The sequence below is a fragment of the Micromonospora sp. NPDC023888 genome, from assembly GCF_040639415.1.
Taxonomy (GTDB): domain Bacteria; phylum Actinomycetota; class Actinomycetes; order Mycobacteriales; family Micromonosporaceae; genus Micromonospora.
Genome location: NZ_JBEZZW010000026.1, coordinates 62,215 through 80,841 on the forward strand (window position 1 = coordinate 62,215; position 18,627 = coordinate 80,841).

Sequence of the window (18,627 nt, forward strand, 5' to 3'; positions counted from 1 at the left end):
ACACGCTGCCAGGTTCAGTTGGCGGCGAACTCTCCAAGCAGTGCCTTGCGCTGCTGCTCGCCGAGGCCACGCAGGCGACGGCTGTCGGCGATCTTGAGCTTCTCCATGATCTGGGTAGCCCGGATCTTGCCGATACCCGGCATGGCCTGCAGGACGGCCGAAACCTTGAGCTTTCCGACGACGTCGTCGCTCTCGGCGCGCTCGAGGACGGCACCAAGAGTGGTCTTGCCCTGCTTGAGCTGCTCCTTCAGCTGAGCACGGGCCTTGCGGATCTCCGCGGCCTTCTCGAGCGCGGCAGCGCGTTGTTCGGGGGTCAGTGACGGGAGCGGCACCAGTTCTCCTCAGGTCCCTATCGCGGCGGGCGGGGCGCACCGCCGCATCTGTGAAACGTGGTGTCGCTGTGAACCAAGGGGTCCATGGTTCCCAGCGCGGGGAAAACTAGCGGCCAACGGAGCTTTCGGCAACGTGGGGCCGCATGATCACCGTAAGGTGACCGACCCGTCAGTCAGTCACCGGGCAGGCAATACGGCCCGGCAGTCCGCCAGAACGCGGTCCGCGGCGGCCCGCAGGGCGGCGACATCGGGGCCGGCCGAGAGCACCTCCCGGGAGTACGACGGGAGCACCGCGGCGAGGCTCGAACCGAAGACGGCACGCAGATCGGCGGCACCCGCGCCCTGCGCGCCGAGCCCCGGGGCGAGCAGCGGACCCCCCACGCCGGAGAGGTCGTGACCGGTGTCGCCGATGGTCGCACCGACCACCAGGCCGAAGCTCCCGAGCGGAGTCGCACCCCTGTTGAGCTGGGAAATCTCGTCGATCACGGTTTGCGCCACGGTGCGGCCGTCGGCCGTGCGGGCCCGCTGCACGGCCGCGCCCTCGGGGTTGGAGGTGAGGGCCAGCACGAAGACGCCGCCGCCGTGCTTGGCGGCCAGCTCGAACATCGGCGCCAGCGAACCGACCCCGAGGTAGGGGCTCGCGGTGACCGCGTCGACATACATGGGGCTGGATGGATCGAGGTACGCGGAGGCGTACGCGCTCACCGTCGAGCCGATGTCGCCGCGCTTGACGTCGAGGAGAACGAGCGAGCCGGCATCCCGTAACTGTCGGATAGTTGACTCAAGAATCGCCACTCCGCGGGATCCGAATCGCTCGAAAAAGGCCGACTGAGGCTTCACCACCGCAACCCGGTCACCGAGTGCCTCCACGACGGTTCGCGTGAACCGGTCCAGCCCCCGAACGTCGTCCGGGAGGCCCCAGCGGGCCAGCAGACCGGGATGCGGATCGATGCCCACACAGAGCGGCCCCCGCTCGCTCATCGCCCGGTGCAGCCGGGTTCCGAAGCTCTCCATCCGGTACTCCCTCTCTCCTGCCGGGCGGCGGACCGCCTCCCGGGTGTCCGTTGCCGACTGCGGTTCAGCCGGCCGCGACCGCCGCCGCCACCCCGGCCGTGATCCGGGCCAGGTCGGCGTCGTCGGTGACGTACGGCGGCATCGTGTAGACCAGGTCGCGGAACGGGCGCAGCCACACCCCCTGATCCGCCGCGGCCACGGTGGCCGCGCCGAGATCGACCTCGTGATCGAGCTGGACCACCCCGATCGCGCCGAGCACCCGCACGTCGGCCACGCCCGGCGCACCGCGCAGGGGCTCCAGGCCGGCGCGCAGGCCGGCACCAACCCTGGCGACCTGCGCCGACCAGTCTCCGGCCCGCAGCAGCCCGATGGAGGCGTTGGCCACCGCGCAGGCCAACGGGTTGCCCATGAACGTGGGTCCGTGCGCCAGCACGCCAGCGGCGGAGATGCCCCGGGCGACCTCGGGGGTGCAGAGCGTCGCCGCGAGCGTCAGGTAGCCCCCGGTGAGCGCCTTGCCCAGGCACAGCACGTCCGGCGTCACCCCGGCGTGCTCGGCGGCGAACATCGCACCGGTACGACCGAACCCGGTGGCGATCTCGTCGAAGATCAGCAGCACCCCGTGCGCCCGGGTCACCTCGCGCAGCACCCGCAGGTAGCCCGGATGGTGGAACCGCATCCCGCCGGCGCCCTGGACGACGGGCTCGACGATCACCGCGGCGAGTTCGTCGGCGTGCCGCTCGACGGTCTCTACGAGCGCCGCCACGTACGCGTCGTCGGGCGGGTCGGTGAAGCCGCCGGGCGGGACCGGGGCGAACACCTGCCGGGGCAGCACGTCACCCCAGAGGTGGTGCATCCCGCCCTCCGGGTCACAGACGCTCATCGGGTGGAACGTGTCGCCGTGGTAGCCGCCCCGCCAGGTCGCCAACCTGCGCCGCTGCGGTCGACCGACGGCCCGCTGGTACTGCAGGCACATCTTCACCGCCACCTCGACGCTCACCGAGCCGGAGTCGGCAAGGAACACGTGCTCCAGACCGTCCGGGGTCAGCTCGACCAGGGTCCGGGCGAGCCGCACCGCGGGCTCGTGGGTGAGCCCGCCGAACATCACGTGGCTCATCCGGCCGAGCTGGTCGGTCACCGCCGCGTCCAGCACCGGGTGCCGGTAGCCGTGGATCGCCGCCCACCAGGACGACATGCCGTCCACCAGCTCCCGCCCGTCGGCCAGGCGCAGCCGCACCCCCTCGGCGCTCTGCACCACGTACGGCGGATTCGTCGGCGGCAGCGCGGCGTACGGGTGCCAGACGTGCGCCCGGTCAACGGCCAGGATCTCCTCGGGTGTCACACGTACTCCTCTGTGCCAAAAACGGTCCGGACCGCGGACGCCCTGCGGCCGGGTCTAACCCCTCCCCTCCCCCTCCTTCTCCCTCTCCTCCGCCTTTGCTCTGCACCCATGGGGGCGACACCCGGTGGCCGAGTGTCGAGCGCCAGGTGGCGCACCCGTGGGTGCAGAGCAAAGGGGTTGCGGTGGGGGTGGGTTCCTCGGCGCCGAGCGGGCTCGGTACCCGGTTGCGCCGGGCCAGCACCGCGCCGAGGGGGGTCACCGGTCGGCGACCGGGTCCGGTGCCGCCGCCGTGGCCGTCGCGCGGGCGGCTGCCCGGACCAGGGCCGGGCCCCGGTAGATGAAGCCGGTATAGAGCTGCACCAGGGAGGCGCCGGCGTCGAACATCCGCGCCGCGTCGTCCGGGTCGAGCACCCCGCCGACGCCGACGATCGGCAGCCGACCAGCCGTCTCCCGGTGCACGAAGTCGACCACCTCCCGAGCCCGGGTGGTGAGGGGCCGACCGGAGAGACCGCCGGCCTGGGCGCCCCGTTCGGCGTCGGCCGCGGCCAGCCCGGTACGGGACAGCGTGGTGTTGGTGGCGATCACCCCGGCGGCACCGCGGGCCAGGCAGACCTCCAGCAGCTCGGCGATCGCCGCCTCGGTCAGGTCTGGTGCGATCTTGACCAGCACCGGCTTCTCCCCCACCAGCGCACCGAGCAGCGCGTCCAGGTGGGTGCGGTCCTGCAACGACCGCAGACCGGGAGTGTTCGGTGAGGACACGTTCACCGCGAAGTAGTCGCCGTGCCCGCGCAGCGCCCGGTACGAGGCGAGGTAGTCCTCGACCGCCTCGTCGAGCGGAGTCACCTTGGACTTGCCCAACGAGATGCCCAGCGGCACCCCGAGCGGGCGGGGCAGCGCCGCCAGCCGGGCGGCCAACGCCGCGGCCCCGGCGTTGTTGAAGCCCATCCGGTTGACCACTGCCTCGCTGGCCGGCAGGCGGAACAGCCGCGGTCGTGGGTTGCCCGGCTGGGCGTGCGCCGTGACAGTGCCGACCTCGACGAAACCGAAGCCGAGGGCCGGCCAGGCCGGCAGCGCCGCGCCGTCCTTGTCCATCCCCGCGGCCAACCCGACCGGGTTGGGGAAGCGCACGCCGAACACCGTGCGCGGCGCGCTGACCGCGTACCGGGCGCGCAGCGCCGCCAACGCAGCCGGTCGCCGCGACAGAGCGGTCAACCGCCGCAGTGTCCACTCGTGCGCCGCCTCGGCGTCCCCACCCCCGAGCCGGAACAACCAGGGCCGTACCGCCTGCTCGAACACTGTCACTGGGCGGCCCGGAGGATGGCGTGCAGATCCTGGAGGGGACGTACCTGCATGTCGCCGCGGATGCGGGCCTCGATGCCCATCACGGCCGCGGCGGCCCCCGGGACAGTGGTGATGCAGGGGATGTCGGCGGTGACGGCCGCGCTGCGGATCTCGTAGCCGTCGGAGCGGGCGCTGGCGCCCGAACCCTGCGGCGTGTTGATCACCAGCGCCACCTGACCGCCACTGATCAACGACACCGCGTCGTCGCCCTCGCCAGCCTGGTAGTGCTTGCGGATCTGCTCGCACGCGATGCCGTGCCGGCGCAGAACCTCGGCGGTGCCGGTGGTCGCCACGATCTCAAAGCCGAGATCGGCCAGCCGCTTGATCGGGAAGATCATGCCGCGCTTGTCCCGGTTCGCCACCGAGACGAAGATCTTCCCGGCGGTCGGCAGCGACCCGTACGCGGCCGACTGACTCTTGGCGAAGGCGTGCCCGAAGTTGGTGTCGATGCCCATCACCTCGCCCGTCGACTTCATCTCCGGGCCGAGCAGTGAGTCGATCCCCTTGCCGGCGCGGGTCCGGAACCGCTTGAACGGCAGCACCGCCTCCTTGACCGCGACCGGCGCGTCGGCGGGCATCGTGCCCCCGTCCCCCGTCGCGGGCAGCAGGCCCTCGGCCCGCAGCTCGGCGATGCTCGCCCCGAGCGCGATCCGGGCCGCCGCCTTGGCCAGCGGCACCGCCGTGGCCTTGGACACGAACGGAACGGTCCGCGACGCGCGCGGGTTGGCCTCCAGCACGTAGAGCACGTCGTCCTTGAGGGCGTACTGCACGTTCAGCAGGCCGCGGACGCCGACGCCCCGGGCGATGGCCTCGGTGTAGCGGCGGACCTCGGCCAGGTGCGAGCCGGCGAGGGTGATCGGCGGCAGCGCGCAGGACGAGTCGCCGGAGTGGATGCCGGCCTCCTCGATGTGCTCCATCACCCCGCCGATGTAGACCTCACCGTCGGCGTCGCAGAGAGCGTCCACGTCGATCTCGATGGCGTCGTCCAGGAACCGGTCCACCAGCACGGGGTGGTCCGGGGAGATGTCGGTGGCCCGTCCGATGTAGTCGCGCAGGGTCGGGTCGTCGTAGACGATCTCCATGCCCCGCCCGCCCAGCACGTACGACGGCCGGACCAGCACCGGGTAGCCGATCTCGTCGGCGATCGCCTTGGCCTCGTCGTAGGACGTGGCCATGCCGTGCGCCGGGGCGCGCAGCCCGGCCCGAGCCAGCACCGCGCCGAACGCGCCCCGCTCCTCGGCCAGGTGGATCGACTCCGGGGAGGTGCCGACCACCGGCACACCGGCGTTCTTGAGCCGCTGCGCCAACCCCAGCGGGGTCTGCCCGCCGAGCTGGACGACCACACCGACCACACCCGGCCCGCCGGCCGCCCGGCCGGACGAGTCCTCGGCGTGCCAGACCTCCAGCACGTCCTCGAAGGTGAGCGGCTCGAAGTAGAGCCGGTCGGCGGTGTCGTAGTCGGTGGAGACCGTCTCCGGGTTGCAGTTGACCATGACGGTCTCGTAACCGGCCGACCGCAACGCCTGCACCGCGTGCACACAGGAGTAGTCGAACTCGATGCCCTGCCCGATCCGGTTCGGACCAGAGCCCAGGATCAGCACCTTCGGCCGGTCCGACGCCACGACCTCGGTCTCCTGGTCGTACGACGAGTAGTGGTACGGCGTGGTCGCCTCGAACTCGGCCGCGCAGGTGTCCACCGTCTTGTAGACCGGGCGCACGTCGAGGCGGTGCCGCAGGGTCCGTACGCCGTCCTCGGCGGCCAGCTCCGGGCGCAGCGCGGCGAGCTGCCGATCGGACAGGCCGGCCCGCTTGGCCCGACGCAGCAGCTCGGCGTCGAGCACCGGCGCGTCGACGAGCTCCGCGCGCAGCTCGATCAGCGCGGCGATCTGGTCGAGGAACCACGGGTCGATGCCCCCGGACGCCTCGTTGACCTCGGCGATCGACGCGCCCAGGCGCAGCGCCCGCTCGACCGTGTAGAGCCGGCCGTCGTGCGGGATCCGCAGCGCGGCGAGAGTGTCCGCCAGGGTGACGCCCGCCGGGTCCGGCACACTCCAGAAACCGGCCGACTTGGTTTCCATCGAGCGCATCGCCTTGTTCAGCGCCTCGGCGAAGTTACGCCCGAGGCTCATCGCCTCGCCCACCGACTTCATCGTGGTGGTCAGCTCCGGGTCGGCGCCCGGGAACTTCTCGAACGCGAACCGCGGGATCTTCACCACCACGTAGTCCAGGGTCGGCTCGAACGCCGCCGGGGTCTTCAACGTGATGTCGTTGGGGATCTCGTCGAGGGTGTAGCCGATGGCCAGCTTGGCGGCGATCTTCGCGATCGGGAAACCGGTCGCCTTCGAGGCCAGCGCCGAGGAGCGCGACACCCGGGGGTTCATCTCGATCACGACGATCCGGCCGTCGACCGGGTTGACCGCGAACTGGATGTTGCAGCCGCCGGTGTCCACCCCGACCTCGCGCAGCACCGCGATGCCCAGGTCCCGCAGGCGCTGGTACTCCCGGTCGGTGAGCGTCATGGCCGGGGCCACTGTGACGCTGTCGCCGGTGTGCACACCCATCGGGTCGATGTTCTCGATCGAGCAGACCACCACCACGTTGTCGTGCCGGTCGCGCATCAGTTCGAGCTCGTACTCCTTCCAGCCGAGCACGCTCTCCTCGATGAGCACCTCGTGCACCGGGCTGGCGGCCAGACCGTCACCGGCGATGCGGGCCAGGTCCTCCGGGGTGTGCGCCATGCCGGAGCCCAGACCACCCATGGTGAACGACGGCCGGATCACCACCGGCAGACCCAGCTCGGCGACTGTCGCCTCGACCTCGTCCATCGAGTGGCAGACCCGGGAGCGGGGCACCAACCCGGTCGGGTCGTCGACGCCCAGGCGTACGCCGGCCTTCGCCACGATCTCCTTGAACAACTGCCGGTCCTCGCCCCGGTTGATGGCGTCGATGTTCGCGCCGATCAACTCGACCCCGTACTTATCCAGGACGCCGGCCTCGTGCAGGGCGACGGCCGTGTTCAGCGCGGTCTGCCCGCCGAGGGTCGCCAGGATCGCGTCCGGGCGTTCCTTGGCGATGACCAGCTCCACGAACTCCGGGGTGATCGGCTCGACGTAGGTCGCGTCGGCGAACTCCGGGTCCGTCATGATCGTGGCCGGGTTGGAGTTGACCAGGCTGACCCGGATCCCCTCGCTGCGCAGCACCCGGCACGCCTGGGTGCCGGAGTAGTCGAACTCGCAGGCCTGCCCGATGACGATCGGCCCGGAGCCGATCACCAGGATGTGCTTGAGATCGGTCCGCTTAGGCATTGCTGCGCCCCCCGCTGTGAATCCGGCCTTCGATCAGTTCCGCGAATCGGTCGAAGAGGTAGTCCGCGTCGTGCGGGCCGGCCGCCGCCTCCGGGTGGTACTGGACGGTGAAGGCGGGCACGTCCACGGCCCGCAGCCCTTCGACCACGTTGTCATTGAGGCAGACGTGCGACACCCGTACACCGCCGAAGTCGGTGTCGATCACCTGGTCGGGGACGACCGCGTCGGCACCCGCGCCCGGCACCTTGACCGCGAAGCCGTGGTTGTGGCTTGTCACCTCGACCTTGCCGGTGGCCCGGTCGAGCACCGGCTGGTTGATGCCCCGGTGGCCGTAGCCCAACTTGTAGGTGCCGAAGCCGAGCGCCCGACCGAGGATCTGGCTGCCGAAGCAGATGCCGAACAGCGGCACCTGCCGCCGCAGCGCCTCCCGGGCCAGCGCCACCGGGCCGTCGGCCGTGGCCGGGTCGCCCGGTCCGGGCGACAGGAAGATCGCGTCGGCGCCGGTGGCGAGCAGGTCGTCGATGCTCGACGAGGCCGGCAGCACGTGCGTGGTCACCCCGCGGGTGGCGAGCCGGCGCGGCACGTTGCGCTTGATGCCCAGGTCCAGTGCCGCCACGGTGAAGCGGTGCTCACCGAGGGCCTCGACCACGTACGGCTCGGGGGTGCTCACCTCGGCGGACAGGTCCGCGCCCACCATCTGCGGCGCCTGGCGGACCCGGGCCAGCAGGCTCTGCGGGTCGCTGTCGACACTGGAGATGCCCACCCGCATGGCGCCCCGCTCGCGCAGGTGCCGGGTCAACGCCCGGGTGTCCACCCCACTGATGCCCACCACACCCTCGGTGGCGAGGCGGTCCTCCAGGGAGCCGGTGGCCCGCCAGTTCGAGCCGATCCGGGCCGGGTCGCGCACGACATAACCGGCCACCCAGATCCGGCCGGACTCGTCGTCCTCGCCGTTGACGCCGGTGTTGCCGATGTGCGGGGCGGTCTGCACCACCACCTGCCGGTGGTACGACGGGTCGGTGAGCGTCTCCTGGTAGCCGGTCATGCCGGTGTTGAAGACCGCCTCGCCGAAGGTCTCCCCGACGCTGCCGTACGCCTCACCGGGGAACGTTCGCCCGTCCTCGAGCACGAGGATCGCGGGCCTGCGCTTGGTCACTTGATGGCCTTTCCGTCCAGGACCGTCGGCTCGCCACGCAGGAAGGTCGCCACGATGCGACCCGGCAGCGTCATGCGGGCGTACGGGGTGTTGCGACTGCGACTGGCCAGCTCAGCCGGCTCGATGGTGCGGCGGGCGGCCGGGTCGACAAGGGTCAGGTTGGCCGGCGCGCCGGGTGTCGGGTCGACGCCGTGCCCGGTCAGCCCCGCGATCCGGGCGGGGGTACGCGACATCCGCTCGGCGATCAGGTCCCACTCGGGGCCGAGCACGTCGAGCGCGATGGACAGGGCCGTCTCCAGGCCGAGCATGCCCGGCCGGGCGTACGCCCACTCGCACTCCTTGTCCTCCACGGCGTGCGGGGCGTGGTCGGTGGCGATCACGTCGATCACCCCGTCGGCGAGCGCGGCGCGCAGCGCGGCGATGTCCGCGGCCGTCCGCAACGGCGGGTTGACCTTGAAGACGGGGTCGTAGCTCTCCGCCCGCTCGTCGGTGAGCAGCAGGTGGTGCGGGGTGACCTCGGCGGTGACGCGTACCCCGCGTGCCTTGGCCTGGCGCAGCACCTCGACGCTGCCGGCGGTGGAGACGTGGCAGACGTGCAGTCGGCTGCCCACGTGCTCGGTGAGCAGCACGTCCCGGGCGATGATCGCCTCCTCGGCGACCGCCGGCCAGCCGATCAGGCCGAGCCGGGTGGAGACCTCACCCTCGTGCATCTGCGCGCCCTCGGTGAGCCGGGGCTCCTCGGCGTGCTGGGCGATGATCCCGTCGAACGCCTTCACGTACTCCAGGGCCCGGCGCATCAGCTTCGGGTCGGCGACGCAGTGCCCGTCGTCGGAGAAGATCCGCACCCGGGCCGCGGAGTCGGCCATCGCGCCCAGCTCGGCCAGGCGCTCGCCGGCCAGTCCGACGGTGACCGCGCCGATCGGTTGCACGTCGACGAGCCCGGCCTCCCGGCCGAGCCGCCAGACCTGCTCGACCACGCCGGCGGTGTCGGCGACCGGGGACGTGTTGGCCATCGCGCAGACAGCCGTGTAGCCACCCATCGCCGCCGCGCGGGACCCGGACTCGACGGTCTCGGCGTCCTCCCGACCGGGCTCGCGCAGGTGGGTGTGCAGATCGACGAGGCCGGGCAGGGCGACCAGCCCGGTGCCGTCGACGACTGTGGCGTCCGGCGCGGACAGGCCGGGCCCGACCTCGGCGACCAGGCCGTCGCGGATCAGCAGGTCGGTCGGCGGGCCGCCGACGACACTCACGCTGGTGATCAGGTACGCGCTCACCGGTTGTTCCCTCCGAGCAGCAGGTAAAGAACAGCCATCCGCACGGAGACCCCGTTGGTGACCTGTTCGACGATTGTGGAGCGGGGTGAGTCGGCGACCTCGGGGGTGATCTCCATCCCCCGGTTCATCGGGCCGGGGTGCATGACGATCGCGTGCTCGGGCAGCCGGCGCATCCGCGGGCCGTCCAGCCCGTAGCGGCGGGCGTACTCGCGCGCGGAGGGGAAGTAGGAGTCGTTCATCCGCTCCCGCTGCACCCGCAACATCATCACGACGTCGACGTTCGGCAGCACGGAGTCGAGGTCGTAGGAGACGTCGGTGGCGGGGGCGAGGGCTCCGGCGATGTCGACCGGGATGAGGGTCGGCGGGCCGACCAGGGTGACCTTCGCACCGAGGGTGGAGAGCAGCAGGACGTTGGAGCGGGCGACCCGGGAGTGCAGCACGTCCCCGACCACCGCGACCGACAGCCCGGCGAGCCGGCCCAGCCGGGCCCGCATGGTGTACGCGTCCAGCAGCGCCTGGGTGGGGTGCTCGTGGGTGCCGTCGCCGGCGTTGACGACCGACCCGTCGACCCAGTTGGCCAGCCGGTGCGGGGCGCCTGAGGCGGGGTGCCGCACGACGACGGCGTCGGCGCCCATGGCCTGCAGGGTCAACGCGGTGTCCTTCAGGCTCTCGCCCTTGGTGACGCTTGACCCCTTCGCGGAAAAGTTGATCACGTCGGCGCTGAGCCGCTTCGCCGCCGCCTCGAAGGAGATCCGGGTGCGGGTGGAGTCCTCGTAGAAGAGGTTCACCACGGTCCGGCCGCGCAGCGCGGGCAGTTTCTTGATCTCCCGGCCGGCGACGGTGGCCATCTCGGCGGCGGTGTCCAGGATCTCGGTGGCGGTGTCGGCGTCCAGGTCCGCGCCGGAGAGCAGATGCTTGATCATGAGGTGGTCCCCCCGTACAGCTTGACCTCGTCCGTCCCGTCGGTCTCGGCGAACGTCACCTTCACGCTCTCGGCCAGCGAGGTCGGGATGTTCTTGCCGACGTAGTCGGCGCGGATCGGCAACTCCCGGTGGCCGCGGTCGACCAGGACGGCGAGCTGCACCGACGCCGGGCGGCCCACGTCGTTGAGCGCGTCGAGCGCGGCCCGGACGGTGCGGCCGGAGAAGAGCACGTCGTCGACGAGGATGACCCGCTTGCCGTCGATCCCGCCGGACGGCAACTCGGTCGGGCCGACCGCGCGGGTGGCGTGCCGGCGCAGGTCGTCGCGGTAGAGAGTGATGTCGAGCACACCGACCGGAACGGCGACGTCCTCGAAGGTGCTGATCCGGTCGGCGAGCCGCCGGGCGAGGGGCGTGCCCCGGGTCGGAATCCCCAGCAGCACCGTGTTGGCGGCGCCCTGGGTCTTCTCCAGGATCTGGTGGGCGATGCGGTCGACCACGCGTTGCACGTCGGCGCTGGCGAGGATCACCTTCACCGAGGGTTGTCGCGGTGGTGACGAGCGGGCAGCCGGTGGGTATGCCACGGCGGACCTCCTTCCCCGCCTCACGGGACGGGTCGTTAAAGGATGTCGGGCACCTCCGGCCGGACCGCGTAGCGGACCTGACCGAGGCTTCACGCCACGTTACCAGTGGTCACCGGTCCGCTGGACGGCGGCCGCTGACCACCGGATCAGGACCAGGAAATGGGGATAACTTCCCGGACGCTCCCCAACGGTCAGGTCACGACCACTTGACCAGGTGTCTCATTCCCCGTACCGTCACGCTCCGTAGCGATCGACGGGAGAACCCCGAGCAGCACTGGGAGTGTCCGAATGCCCTCTGAATACGCCAAGTCTCTGGGCGCCCGCCTGCGCTCCATCCGCCAGCAGCAGGGTCTTTCCCTGCAGGGTGTGGAGGAGAAGTCGAATGGGCGGTGGAAGGCCGTGGTGGTCGGCTCGTACGAGCGCGGCGACCGGGCCGTGACGGTGTCCCGTCTGGCCGAGTTGGCCGAGTTCTACCGTGTCCCCGTCTCGGAGCTGCTGCCTGACGGCAGTGGTGTCCGGCACGAGCCCACCAGCAAGATCGTCCTGGACCTGGAGCGGCTCTACGACGAGGCCTCCGAGGACCTGGCCTACGTCGCCCGCTACGCCCGCGCCATCCAGCAGCAGCGTGGTGACTACAACGGCCGGGTGCTCTCGATCCGCGCCGACGACCTGCGGGCGCTCGCGATCGTCTACGACGCCTCGCCGTCGGGTCTGATCGAGCGGCTCACCGAGCACGGTGTGCTGGTGGCCGACCCGCGGGCGTTCTTCGCCTCCTGAGCTGTCGCTGTACCGAAAGGGCCCGTGCCTTCTGGCACGGGCCCTTTCGGCTTGCGGCGTTCGTCGGTGCGACGCTCAGCGGGTGGCGTACTCGGCGATCCGGCCGAGCACCCCGTTGAGGAAGCGCGGCGAATCGTCAGTCGACATCTGCCGGGCCAGCTCCACTGCCTCGCTTATCGCCACCGCGTCGTCGATCTCGTCGACGTAGAGCAGCTCGTAGACGGCGATCCGGGCCAGGTTGCGGTCGACGACAGGCATCCGCTCGAGCGTCCAACCCTCGGCGTAGCTGGCGATCAGCTCGTCGATCCGGTTGAGGTGCTCGGCAACACCCTCGACCAGGCCGACCGCGTAGCCCAGGTGCTCCGGTCGGGGCTGCTCGATCCGCTGCACGTAGCCGGCCAGCACCTCCACCGGAGGCTTGTCCCGCAGGTCTGCCTCGTAGAGCACATCCAGCGCCCGCTTGCGCGCCTTGCGGCGCGCCGGCATCTGCTGCTTGGAACCCTCAGCCATCAGGCGCGGCCGAGGTAACGGCCGTCGCGGGTGTCGACCTTGATCTTCTCACCGGTGGTGATGAACAGCGGCACCGGCACGGTGGCGCCGGTCTCCACGGTCGCCGGCTTGGTGCCGCCGGTCGAGCGGTCGCCCTGCAGGCCCGGCTCGGTGTAGGTGACCTCCAGCACGACGCTGGTGGGCAGCTCGATGTAGAGCGGCACACCCTCGTGCTGGGCGACGGTCGCCTCCGCCTCGGGCAGCAGGTAGTTGGCTGCCTCGCCGACGGTGCCGCCGGGCACGGTGATCTGGTCGAACGTCTCCAGATCCATGAAGACGAAGTCCTCACCGTCGGCGTACAGGTATTGCATCGTGCGCTTGTCAACGGTCGCGGTTTCGACCTTGGTGCCCGCGTTGAAGGTCTTGTCGACCACCTTCCCGGACAGCACGTTCTTCAGCGTGGTGCGCACGAAGGCACCACCCTTACCGGGCTTGACGTGCTGGAACTCGACGACAGCCCAGAGCTCGCCGTCCAGGTTGAGTACCAGGCCGTTTTTGAGGTCGTTGGTGGAGGCCATTTCCTGCCTTGATCATCAATTGGCGGACAGACCTTACGAGTCTACTAGCTGCGCCAAGACCCGCTGACCGCCCTACTTCGGCGAGGGCCACCCCGTGGGCATCGACGCCCACGCAGATAACACAGAGTGACCCTCAGGGGAGATGCCTTACCCCTGGTCGACCCCTTTGCTCTGCTTCCCTATATGCGACAGTCACGCACCGTGCCGGCAGACTGCCGCCCCTACGGCAACGCAGCTCACATATCCGCAGTTCACCGCCCTGTCGCATCCGCGGGTGCAGAGCAAAGGGGACCGAGCAGGCAGGTGGGCCGCGGCCGGGCGGGAACGCTGAGTGACGCTCGGCGACGAAAGTTAGCGATCACAATCGGTGATTTGTCACAGACCGGCGCGAAAGGCGGTGAAAGGCCGGGTACGGCGGGCGGGAAGCCGCCGGTCAGGCGCCTCGGGCGGCCAGGTGATGCAGAGCGAGGCGATAACCGTCGATGCCGAGGCCGCAGATCACACCGGTCGCCACCGCGGACACCACCGAATGGTGCCGGAACTCCTCACGGGCGTGGATGTTCGACAGGTGCACCTCCACCAACGGCCCCCGCAACATCGCGCACGCGTCGCGCACCGCGTACGAGTAGTGCGACCAGGCAGCCGGGTTGAGCACCACCGCGGCAGCCTCGTCGGCGGCGGTGTGCAGCCAGCCGAGCAGTTCGTGCTCGGCGTCGGTCTGCCGGACCGTCACGTCCAACCCCAACTCCCGGCCGGTGGCCTCGCAGAGCGCCACCAGATCGGCGTAGCTGGTCGCGCCGTACACCTCGGGCTCGCGGGTGCCCAACCGGCCCAGGTTCGGCCCGTTGAGGACGTACACCCTCACCGGACGCCCACCTCCCGGTAGGCGGCCTCCAGCAGCGCGTCGTCCGGGCCCTCCAACATCGACGGGCGGGCCAGCCCGTCCAGCACCACGAAGCGCAGCCGGCTGCCCCGGGTCTTCTTGTCCACCCGCATCGCGGCCAACAGGTGCGGCCAGGCGTCGGCCGGGTAGCTCACCGGCAGGCCCAGCGCGCTCAACGTGGCCCGGTGCCGCTCGGCGGTCGGCGCGTCCAGCCGGCCGGCGAGGCGGGCCAACGCGGCCGCGTAGACCAGGCCGACGGCGACGGCGTGCCCGTGCCGCCAGCGGTAACCCTCGTGCTGCTCGATCGCGTGGGCCAGCGTGTGACCGTAGTTGAGCACCTCGCGCACGCCCGACTCACGCAGGTCACCGGCGACCACGTCGGCCTTGACCCGGATCGCCCGCTCGATCAGCTCCCGCGTCACCGGCCCGCGCGCGTCGGTGGCCGCCACCGGGTCGCGCTCGACGAGCTCCAGGATCGCCGGATCGGCGATGAACCCGCACTTGACGACCTCGGCGAGCCCGGCCGCCAGGTCGACAGCGGGCAGGCTGTCCAGGGTGGCCAGGTCGGCCAGCACACCGACCGGCGGATGGAACGCGCCCACCAGGTTCTTGCCGGCGGCCGTGTTGATGCCCGTCTTGCCGCCCACCGCGGCGTCCACCATGCCCAGCAGTGAGGTTGCCACCGGCACCCAGCGCACCCCGCGCAGCCAGCAGGCCGCGACGAAGCCGGCCAGGTCGGTCACCGCGCCGCCGCCCACCCCGACCACCGCGTCGGTACGGGTGAAGCCGGCCGCGCCGAGCCGGTCCCAGCAGGCGGCCGCCACGTCGATCTGCTTGCCCGACTCGGCGTCGGGCACCTCGATCGGCAGCGGCTGCACACCGGCGGCGCGCAGCCGCTCGCCGAGCGCGTCCGCCAGGGCCTTGAGCGGGGGCGCGTGCAGCACCGCTGCCCGGCTCGCGCCGGGCAGCAGGCCGGGCAACGCGCCCAACAGGTCACGTCCCACCAACACGTCGTACGGCCGCTCGCCGCCGACCGGAATCCGGGTCACCTCGTCCATCGCCGGCAGCCTAGTCCAGCGGGCGGCGCGGTGACGGTAGCTGCCCACCTGGTGGCCGGGCCGCCCAGTCGGCGAGCAGGCGGGCGTGCTCGGCCACCGCGGCGCGCAGCGCCTCCGGCTCTCGCACCGTGAACGGGCAGCCCAGGCCGGCGAGCAGCGCGGCCATCCCGGGCAGGCTCTCCGCCCGCGCCCGCAGCAGCACTCCCTGGGCGGTGACGGTCAACTCGGCCACGCTGGGCGGGATCCGGCGGCGAGCCGTGTCCAGGTCGGTCTCCAGCAGCACCTCGACCTCGTGCGGGTAGGGCACGCCGGCCAGCGACCGGGTCACCCGGGCCACCGGGTCGAAGCCCTCCGGGACGGTGAACGTCGCCGTACCGGGCGTCACGGCGCCGACGCGGTCCAGCCGGAACGTGCGGACCTCTCCGCGCCGGTGGTCGTGGCCGGTGACGTACCAGCGGCCGGAGTGGAAGACCAGGCCGTACGGGTCGAGCTCACGATGCGACTGCTCGCCCCGCCAGGAGCGGTAGTCAAGTGCCACCCGCCGCCGGTGGCGGGCCGCTGCGGCCAGGGCGAGCAGGGTGCCCGACGCCGGCCGCAGCTCCGGCTCGGGGCGGCGCAGGGTGAAGCCGAGGTGCTCCTGGACGGCCGCGAGCCGGTCGGCGAGCGCCGCCGGCAGCACCCGACGGATCTTCGCGAGCGCCGTGGCCGTGGCGGGCTGCTCGGTGGCCAGCCCGACCCGCTCCGCGACGACAAGCCCGAGCAGCACCGCCACCGCCTCGTCGTCGGTGAGCATCAGCGGTGGCAGCTTGTAGCCGGGGTGCAGCCGGTAGCCGCCGTGCCGCCCCCGGTCGGCGGTGACCGGGATGCCCAACTCGACGAGGGTGGCCGCGTACCGGCGCACGGTCCGCTCGTCGACGCCGAGCCGGCCGGCCAGCTCGGCGGCGGTCGCGCGGTGCCGGGCCTGGAGCAACTCCAGCAGGGCCAGCACCCGACCGGCGGGATGTGACACGGACCACTCCTCGAAACCGGGCGGATTCTGTCCGGATTCGATCGTACGGTCTGTCGGTAACCGAGAGAAGGAGCGACAGATGGCGACGTACGTGCTGGTGCCGGGGTTCTGGTTGGGCGCCTGGGCGTGGCGGGACGTGACCGGGGCCCTGCGCGCGCAGGGCCACGACGTCTACCCGATGACGCTTACCGGGCTTGCCGAACGCGACCACCTGGCCGGGCCGGAGGTGAGCCTGGAGACGCACACCGTCGACATCGTCCGGCTCATCGAGGTCGAGGACCTGCGCGACGTGCTGCTGGTCGGGCATTCCGGCGGTGGCATGCCGGTCGCCCAGGCCGCCGACCGCATCCCGGACCGGATCGCCCGGGTGGTCTACGTGGAGAGCGGGCCGCTACCCGACGGCACCGCGCAGTTCGACACCGTGCCGCCGGAGGAGCAGCAGCGCCTGCGGGTAGCGATCGGCGACGGCCACCTGTTGCCGCCGCCCGCCTGGGATCCGCTCGCCGATCCGGTGAACCTCGCCGGGCTGGACGAGCCGACGCTGGCCCTGCTGCGTACCCGGGCCACCGCGCAGCCACTGCGGGCCGCGACCGACCCGGTGCGACGCACCGGTGGGCGGCCGGTCCCGACGGCGCTGATCGCCAGCACCTTTCCGCTCAGCGTGGTGCGGCAAATGATCGACCAGCGGCACCCGTTCTTCACCGGCCTGGCCGACGGACAACTGCACGAGGTGCCCACCGGGCACTGGCCGATGCTCAGCGAGCCGAAGGCGCTTGCCGACGTCCTCGGTCTGGTCGCCCGCGGCTGAGCGAGCCGGGACCGCCGGTCACCGGGCCGGTCAGCGGGGCAGCAGTGCGGCGATCTCGGCGACGACCGCCGCCGGGGTCCGGCCGTCGGTCGTCACCGTCACGGTGGCGACCTCGCGGTAGAGCGGCCGGCGCTGGTCCATCAGGTGCTTGAGGGTGGCGCGCGGGTTGATCGCCAGCAGCGGCCGGCCGGCGCCCAACCCGACCCGCTTCACCGCGTCCGGCAACTCCACCGAGAGGTGCACCACGCGGTGCCCGATCAACGCGGCCCGCGTCTCCTCGGCCAGCACCGCGCCGCCGCCGAGGGCCAGCACGCCCGTGCCCGCGGCCAACGCCGCGGCCACCGCGGCCCGTTCCAGGGTACGGAAGTGCGCCTCACCCTCGTCGATGAAGATCTCCGGAATCGGCTTGCCGGCCATCTGCTCGATGTCGAGGTCGGTGTCGCGGAACTCCACTCCGAGGGTGGCGGCGAGCGCCCGGCCGACTGTGGTCTTGCCGCACCCGGGCACGCCGACAAGCACGACGACCGGTGCCATCAGCGGATCACCAGCGCGTCGAGGTAGCCGGCCAGGTTGCGGCGGATCTCGGCGATCGAGTCCCCGCCGAACTTCTCGGTGGCCGCCTCGGCGAGCACCAGCGCCACCATCGCCTCGGCGACCACCGCCGCGGCGGGCACCGCGCAGACGTCGGACCGCTGGTTGATCGCGGTGGCCGCCTCGCCGGTGGTGATGTCCACGGTGGCCAGTGCCCGGTTCAGCGAGGAGATCGGCTTCATCGCGGCGCGAACCCGCAGCGGCTCACCTGTGGTGATGCCACCCTCCAGCCCGCCGGCCCGGTCGGTGACCCGACGGACGCCGGTCGCCGACGGGATGATCTCGTCGTGCGCCTCCGAGCCCCGGGACCGAGCCTGCTGCCAGCCGTCGCCGATCTCCACGCCCTTGATCGCCTGGATGGACATCAGCGCGGTGGCGAGTCGGGCGTCGAGTTTGCGATCCCACTGCACGTGGCTGCCCAACCCCGGCGGCACCCCGTACGCCAGCACCTCGACCACACCCCCGAGGGTGTCGGCGGCCCTCTTCGCGGCGTCGACCTCGGCGACCATCAGCGCGCTGGCCTCCGGGTCGAGGCAGCGCAGCGGGTCGGCGTCGATGCGGGCGGCGTCGGACGGCACGGGACGCAGCCCCGGCTTCGCGGCCACCGGGCCCAGCTCGACGACGTGCGAGACGATCTCGATGCCGAGCGCCTGCCGGATCAGCGCCTTGGCGACAGTGCCGACCGCCACCCGGGCGGCGGTCTCCCGGGCGCTTGCGCGTTCCAGGATCGGCCGGGCGTCGGTGTGGCCGTACTTCTGCATGCCGGCCAGGTCGGCGTGGCCCGGCCGGGGACGGGTCAGCGGGGCGTTGCGGGCCTGCCGGGCCAGCTCGTCCGGGTCGACCGGGTCGGCGGCCATCACGGTCTGCCACTTCGGCCACTCGGAGTTGCCCACCCGGATCGCCACCGGGCTGCCCAGGGTCACACCGTGCCGCAGACCGCCGAGCAGCTCGACCTCGTCGCGCTCGAACGACATCCGCGCACCCCGGCCGTAGCCCAGCCGCCGACGGGCCAGCTCGTCGGCGATCTCGGTGGTGGTCACCTCGATGCCGGCCGGCACCCCCTCCAGCATCGCGACGAGGGCGGGACCGTGCGATTCACCTGCAGTCAACCAACGCAACACAGCGGTCAGTCTGTCACGGCGCGCCACCGACCCGGCACGCTGCCCGCC

General features: G+C 71.8%; 18 protein-coding genes. 2 read left to right on the forward strand and 16 right to left on the reverse strand.

Annotation, left to right across the window (positions count from 1 at the left end; translation table 11 throughout):
• Window positions 1-14 precede the first annotated feature (14 nt).
• From mihF to pyrR, 9 genes are all read right to left on the reverse strand, one after another.
• Window positions 15-332 (reverse strand): integration host factor, actinobacterial type, encoded by a 318-nt coding sequence (gene mihF / locus AB0F61_RS22455; RefSeq protein ID WP_030335662.1) that lies wholly within the window; start codon window positions 330-332, stop codon window positions 15-17.
• A 177-nt stretch (window positions 333-509) separates the two neighbouring features.
• The gene (pyrF, locus tag AB0F61_RS22460) at window positions 510-1,346 is read right to left on the reverse strand and encodes an orotidine-5'-phosphate decarboxylase (RefSeq protein WP_357812660.1); all 837 of its coding nucleotides are present in this window, start codon (window positions 1,344-1,346) and stop codon (window positions 510-512) included.
• Between the two features lie 64 nt (window positions 1,347-1,410).
• Entirely contained in the window at window positions 1,411-2,685 is a 1,275-nt protein-coding gene (locus AB0F61_RS22465) for an adenosylmethionine--8-amino-7-oxononanoate transaminase (RefSeq protein WP_357812662.1), read from the reverse strand.
• Between the two features lie 255 nt (window positions 2,686-2,940).
• Complete coding sequence (locus AB0F61_RS22470) at window positions 2,941-3,987, reverse strand: quinone-dependent dihydroorotate dehydrogenase (protein ID WP_357812664.1); 1,047 nt, start codon at window positions 3,985-3,987, stop codon at window positions 2,941-2,943.
• Complete coding sequence (gene carB / locus AB0F61_RS22475; protein ID WP_357812666.1) at window positions 3,984-7,331, reverse strand: carbamoyl-phosphate synthase large subunit; 3,348 nt, start codon at window positions 7,329-7,331, stop codon at window positions 3,984-3,986. Before carB ends, AB0F61_RS22470 begins: the two co-directional genes overlap by 4 nt.
• Window positions 7,324-8,487, reverse strand: coding sequence for a glutamine-hydrolyzing carbamoyl-phosphate synthase small subunit (gene carA / locus AB0F61_RS22480; protein ID WP_357812668.1), 1,164 nt, complete (start codon window positions 8,485-8,487; stop codon window positions 7,324-7,326). The genes carB and carA overlap by 8 nt, the downstream gene beginning before the upstream one ends.
• Complete coding sequence (locus AB0F61_RS22485) at window positions 8,484-9,761, reverse strand: dihydroorotase (RefSeq protein WP_357812670.1); 1,278 nt, start codon at window positions 9,759-9,761, stop codon at window positions 8,484-8,486. The genes carA and AB0F61_RS22485 overlap by 4 nt, the downstream gene beginning before the upstream one ends.
• Complete coding sequence (locus AB0F61_RS22490) at window positions 9,758-10,684, reverse strand: aspartate carbamoyltransferase catalytic subunit (RefSeq protein WP_204944570.1); 927 nt, start codon at window positions 10,682-10,684, stop codon at window positions 9,758-9,760. Before AB0F61_RS22490 ends, AB0F61_RS22485 begins: the two co-directional genes overlap by 4 nt.
• Window positions 10,681-11,265, reverse strand: coding sequence for a bifunctional pyr operon transcriptional regulator/uracil phosphoribosyltransferase PyrR (gene pyrR / locus AB0F61_RS22495; RefSeq protein WP_357812673.1), 585 nt, complete (start codon window positions 11,263-11,265; stop codon window positions 10,681-10,683). The genes AB0F61_RS22490 and pyrR overlap by 4 nt, the downstream gene beginning before the upstream one ends.
• Before the next feature lie 288 nt (window positions 11,266-11,553).
• On the opposite strand from pyrR, the gene AB0F61_RS22500 reads away from it, so the two are divergent.
• The gene (locus tag AB0F61_RS22500) at window positions 11,554-12,042 is read left to right on the forward strand and encodes a transcriptional regulator (RefSeq protein WP_007458348.1); all 489 of its coding nucleotides are present in this window, start codon (window positions 11,554-11,556) and stop codon (window positions 12,040-12,042) included.
• A gap of 75 nt (window positions 12,043-12,117) precedes the next feature.
• Here AB0F61_RS22500 and nusB read toward each other — a convergent pair whose 3' ends face one another.
• The 5 genes from nusB to AB0F61_RS22525 all read right to left on the reverse strand — a co-directional run bounded on the left by nusB (window position 12,118) and on the right by AB0F61_RS22525 (window position 16,059).
• The gene (nusB, locus tag AB0F61_RS22505; RefSeq protein ID WP_184188983.1) at window positions 12,118-12,528 is read right to left on the reverse strand and encodes a transcription antitermination factor NusB; all 411 of its coding nucleotides are present in this window, start codon (window positions 12,526-12,528) and stop codon (window positions 12,118-12,120) included.
• Between the two features lie 23 nt (window positions 12,529-12,551).
• On the reverse strand, window positions 12,552-13,109 hold the full coding sequence (gene efp / locus AB0F61_RS22510; protein WP_007458344.1) for an elongation factor P: 558 nt from the start codon (window positions 13,107-13,109) through the stop codon (window positions 12,552-12,554).
• 433 nt (window positions 13,110-13,542) lie between these two features.
• A complete protein-coding gene (gene aroQ / locus AB0F61_RS22515) occupies window positions 13,543-13,974 on the reverse strand; it encodes a type II 3-dehydroquinate dehydratase (protein WP_357812675.1) in 432 nt (143 codons plus the stop codon).
• On the reverse strand, window positions 13,971-15,050 hold the full coding sequence (aroB, locus tag AB0F61_RS22520; RefSeq protein ID WP_357812677.1) for a 3-dehydroquinate synthase: 1,080 nt from the start codon (window positions 15,048-15,050) through the stop codon (window positions 13,971-13,973). Before aroB ends, aroQ begins: the two co-directional genes overlap by 4 nt.
• 10 nt (window positions 15,051-15,060) lie before the next feature.
• Window positions 15,061-16,059 carry a YafY family protein gene (locus AB0F61_RS22525; RefSeq protein ID WP_357812680.1) on the reverse strand — a complete coding sequence of 333 codons (999 nt, stop codon included), beginning with the start codon at window positions 16,057-16,059 and terminating at the stop codon, window positions 15,061-15,063.
• Between the two features lie 79 nt (window positions 16,060-16,138).
• Between AB0F61_RS22525 and AB0F61_RS22530 the strand changes: the two genes are divergently transcribed.
• Window positions 16,139-16,867 carry an alpha/beta hydrolase gene (locus tag AB0F61_RS22530; protein WP_357812682.1) on the forward strand — a complete coding sequence of 243 codons (729 nt, stop codon included), beginning with the start codon at window positions 16,139-16,141 and terminating at the stop codon, window positions 16,865-16,867.
• Window positions 16,868-16,897: 30 nt separating this feature from the next.
• Here AB0F61_RS22530 and AB0F61_RS22535 read toward each other — a convergent pair whose 3' ends face one another.
• Together AB0F61_RS22535 and aroC are read right to left on the reverse strand one after the other, a co-directional pair.
• Window positions 16,898-17,401, reverse strand: a complete 504-nt coding sequence (locus AB0F61_RS22535) for a shikimate kinase (RefSeq protein ID WP_357812684.1) — start codon at window positions 17,399-17,401, stop codon at window positions 16,898-16,900.
• Window positions 17,401-18,579, reverse strand: coding sequence for a chorismate synthase (gene aroC, locus AB0F61_RS22540; protein ID WP_357812686.1), 1,179 nt, complete (start codon window positions 18,577-18,579; stop codon window positions 17,401-17,403). Before aroC ends, AB0F61_RS22535 begins: the two co-directional genes overlap by 1 nt.
• Window positions 18,580-18,627: the final 48 nt, after the last annotated feature.

Coding starts and splice junctions, on each gene's coding strand:
- pyrF (WP_357812660.1), bottom strand. CDS start 1,346: ATGGAGAGCTTCGGAACCCGGCTGCACCGGGCGATGAGCGAGCGGGGG.
- carB (WP_357812666.1), bottom strand. CDS start 7,331: ATGCCTAAGCGGACCGATCTCAAGCACATCCTGGTGATCGGCTCCGGG.
- efp (WP_007458344.1), bottom strand. CDS start 13,109: ATGGCCTCCACCAACGACCTCAAAAACGGCCTGGTACTCAACCTGGAC.
- AB0F61_RS22535 (WP_357812684.1), bottom strand. CDS start 17,401: ATGGCACCGGTCGTCGTGCTTGTCGGCGTGCCCGGGTGCGGCAAGACC.
- nusB (WP_184188983.1), bottom strand. CDS start 12,528: ATGCCGGCGCGCCGCAAGGCGCGCAAGCGGGCGCTGGATGTGCTCTAC.
- AB0F61_RS22500 (WP_007458348.1), top strand. CDS start 11,554: ATGCCCTCTGAATACGCCAAGTCTCTGGGCGCCCGCCTGCGCTCCATC.
- aroB (WP_357812677.1), bottom strand. CDS start 15,050: ATGGACGAGGTGACCCGGATTCCGGTCGGCGGCGAGCGGCCGTACGAC.
- AB0F61_RS22490 (WP_204944570.1), bottom strand. CDS start 10,684: ATGATCAAGCATCTGCTCTCCGGCGCGGACCTGGACGCCGACACCGCC.
- AB0F61_RS22530 (WP_357812682.1), top strand. CDS start 16,139: ATGGCGACGTACGTGCTGGTGCCGGGGTTCTGGTTGGGCGCCTGGGCG.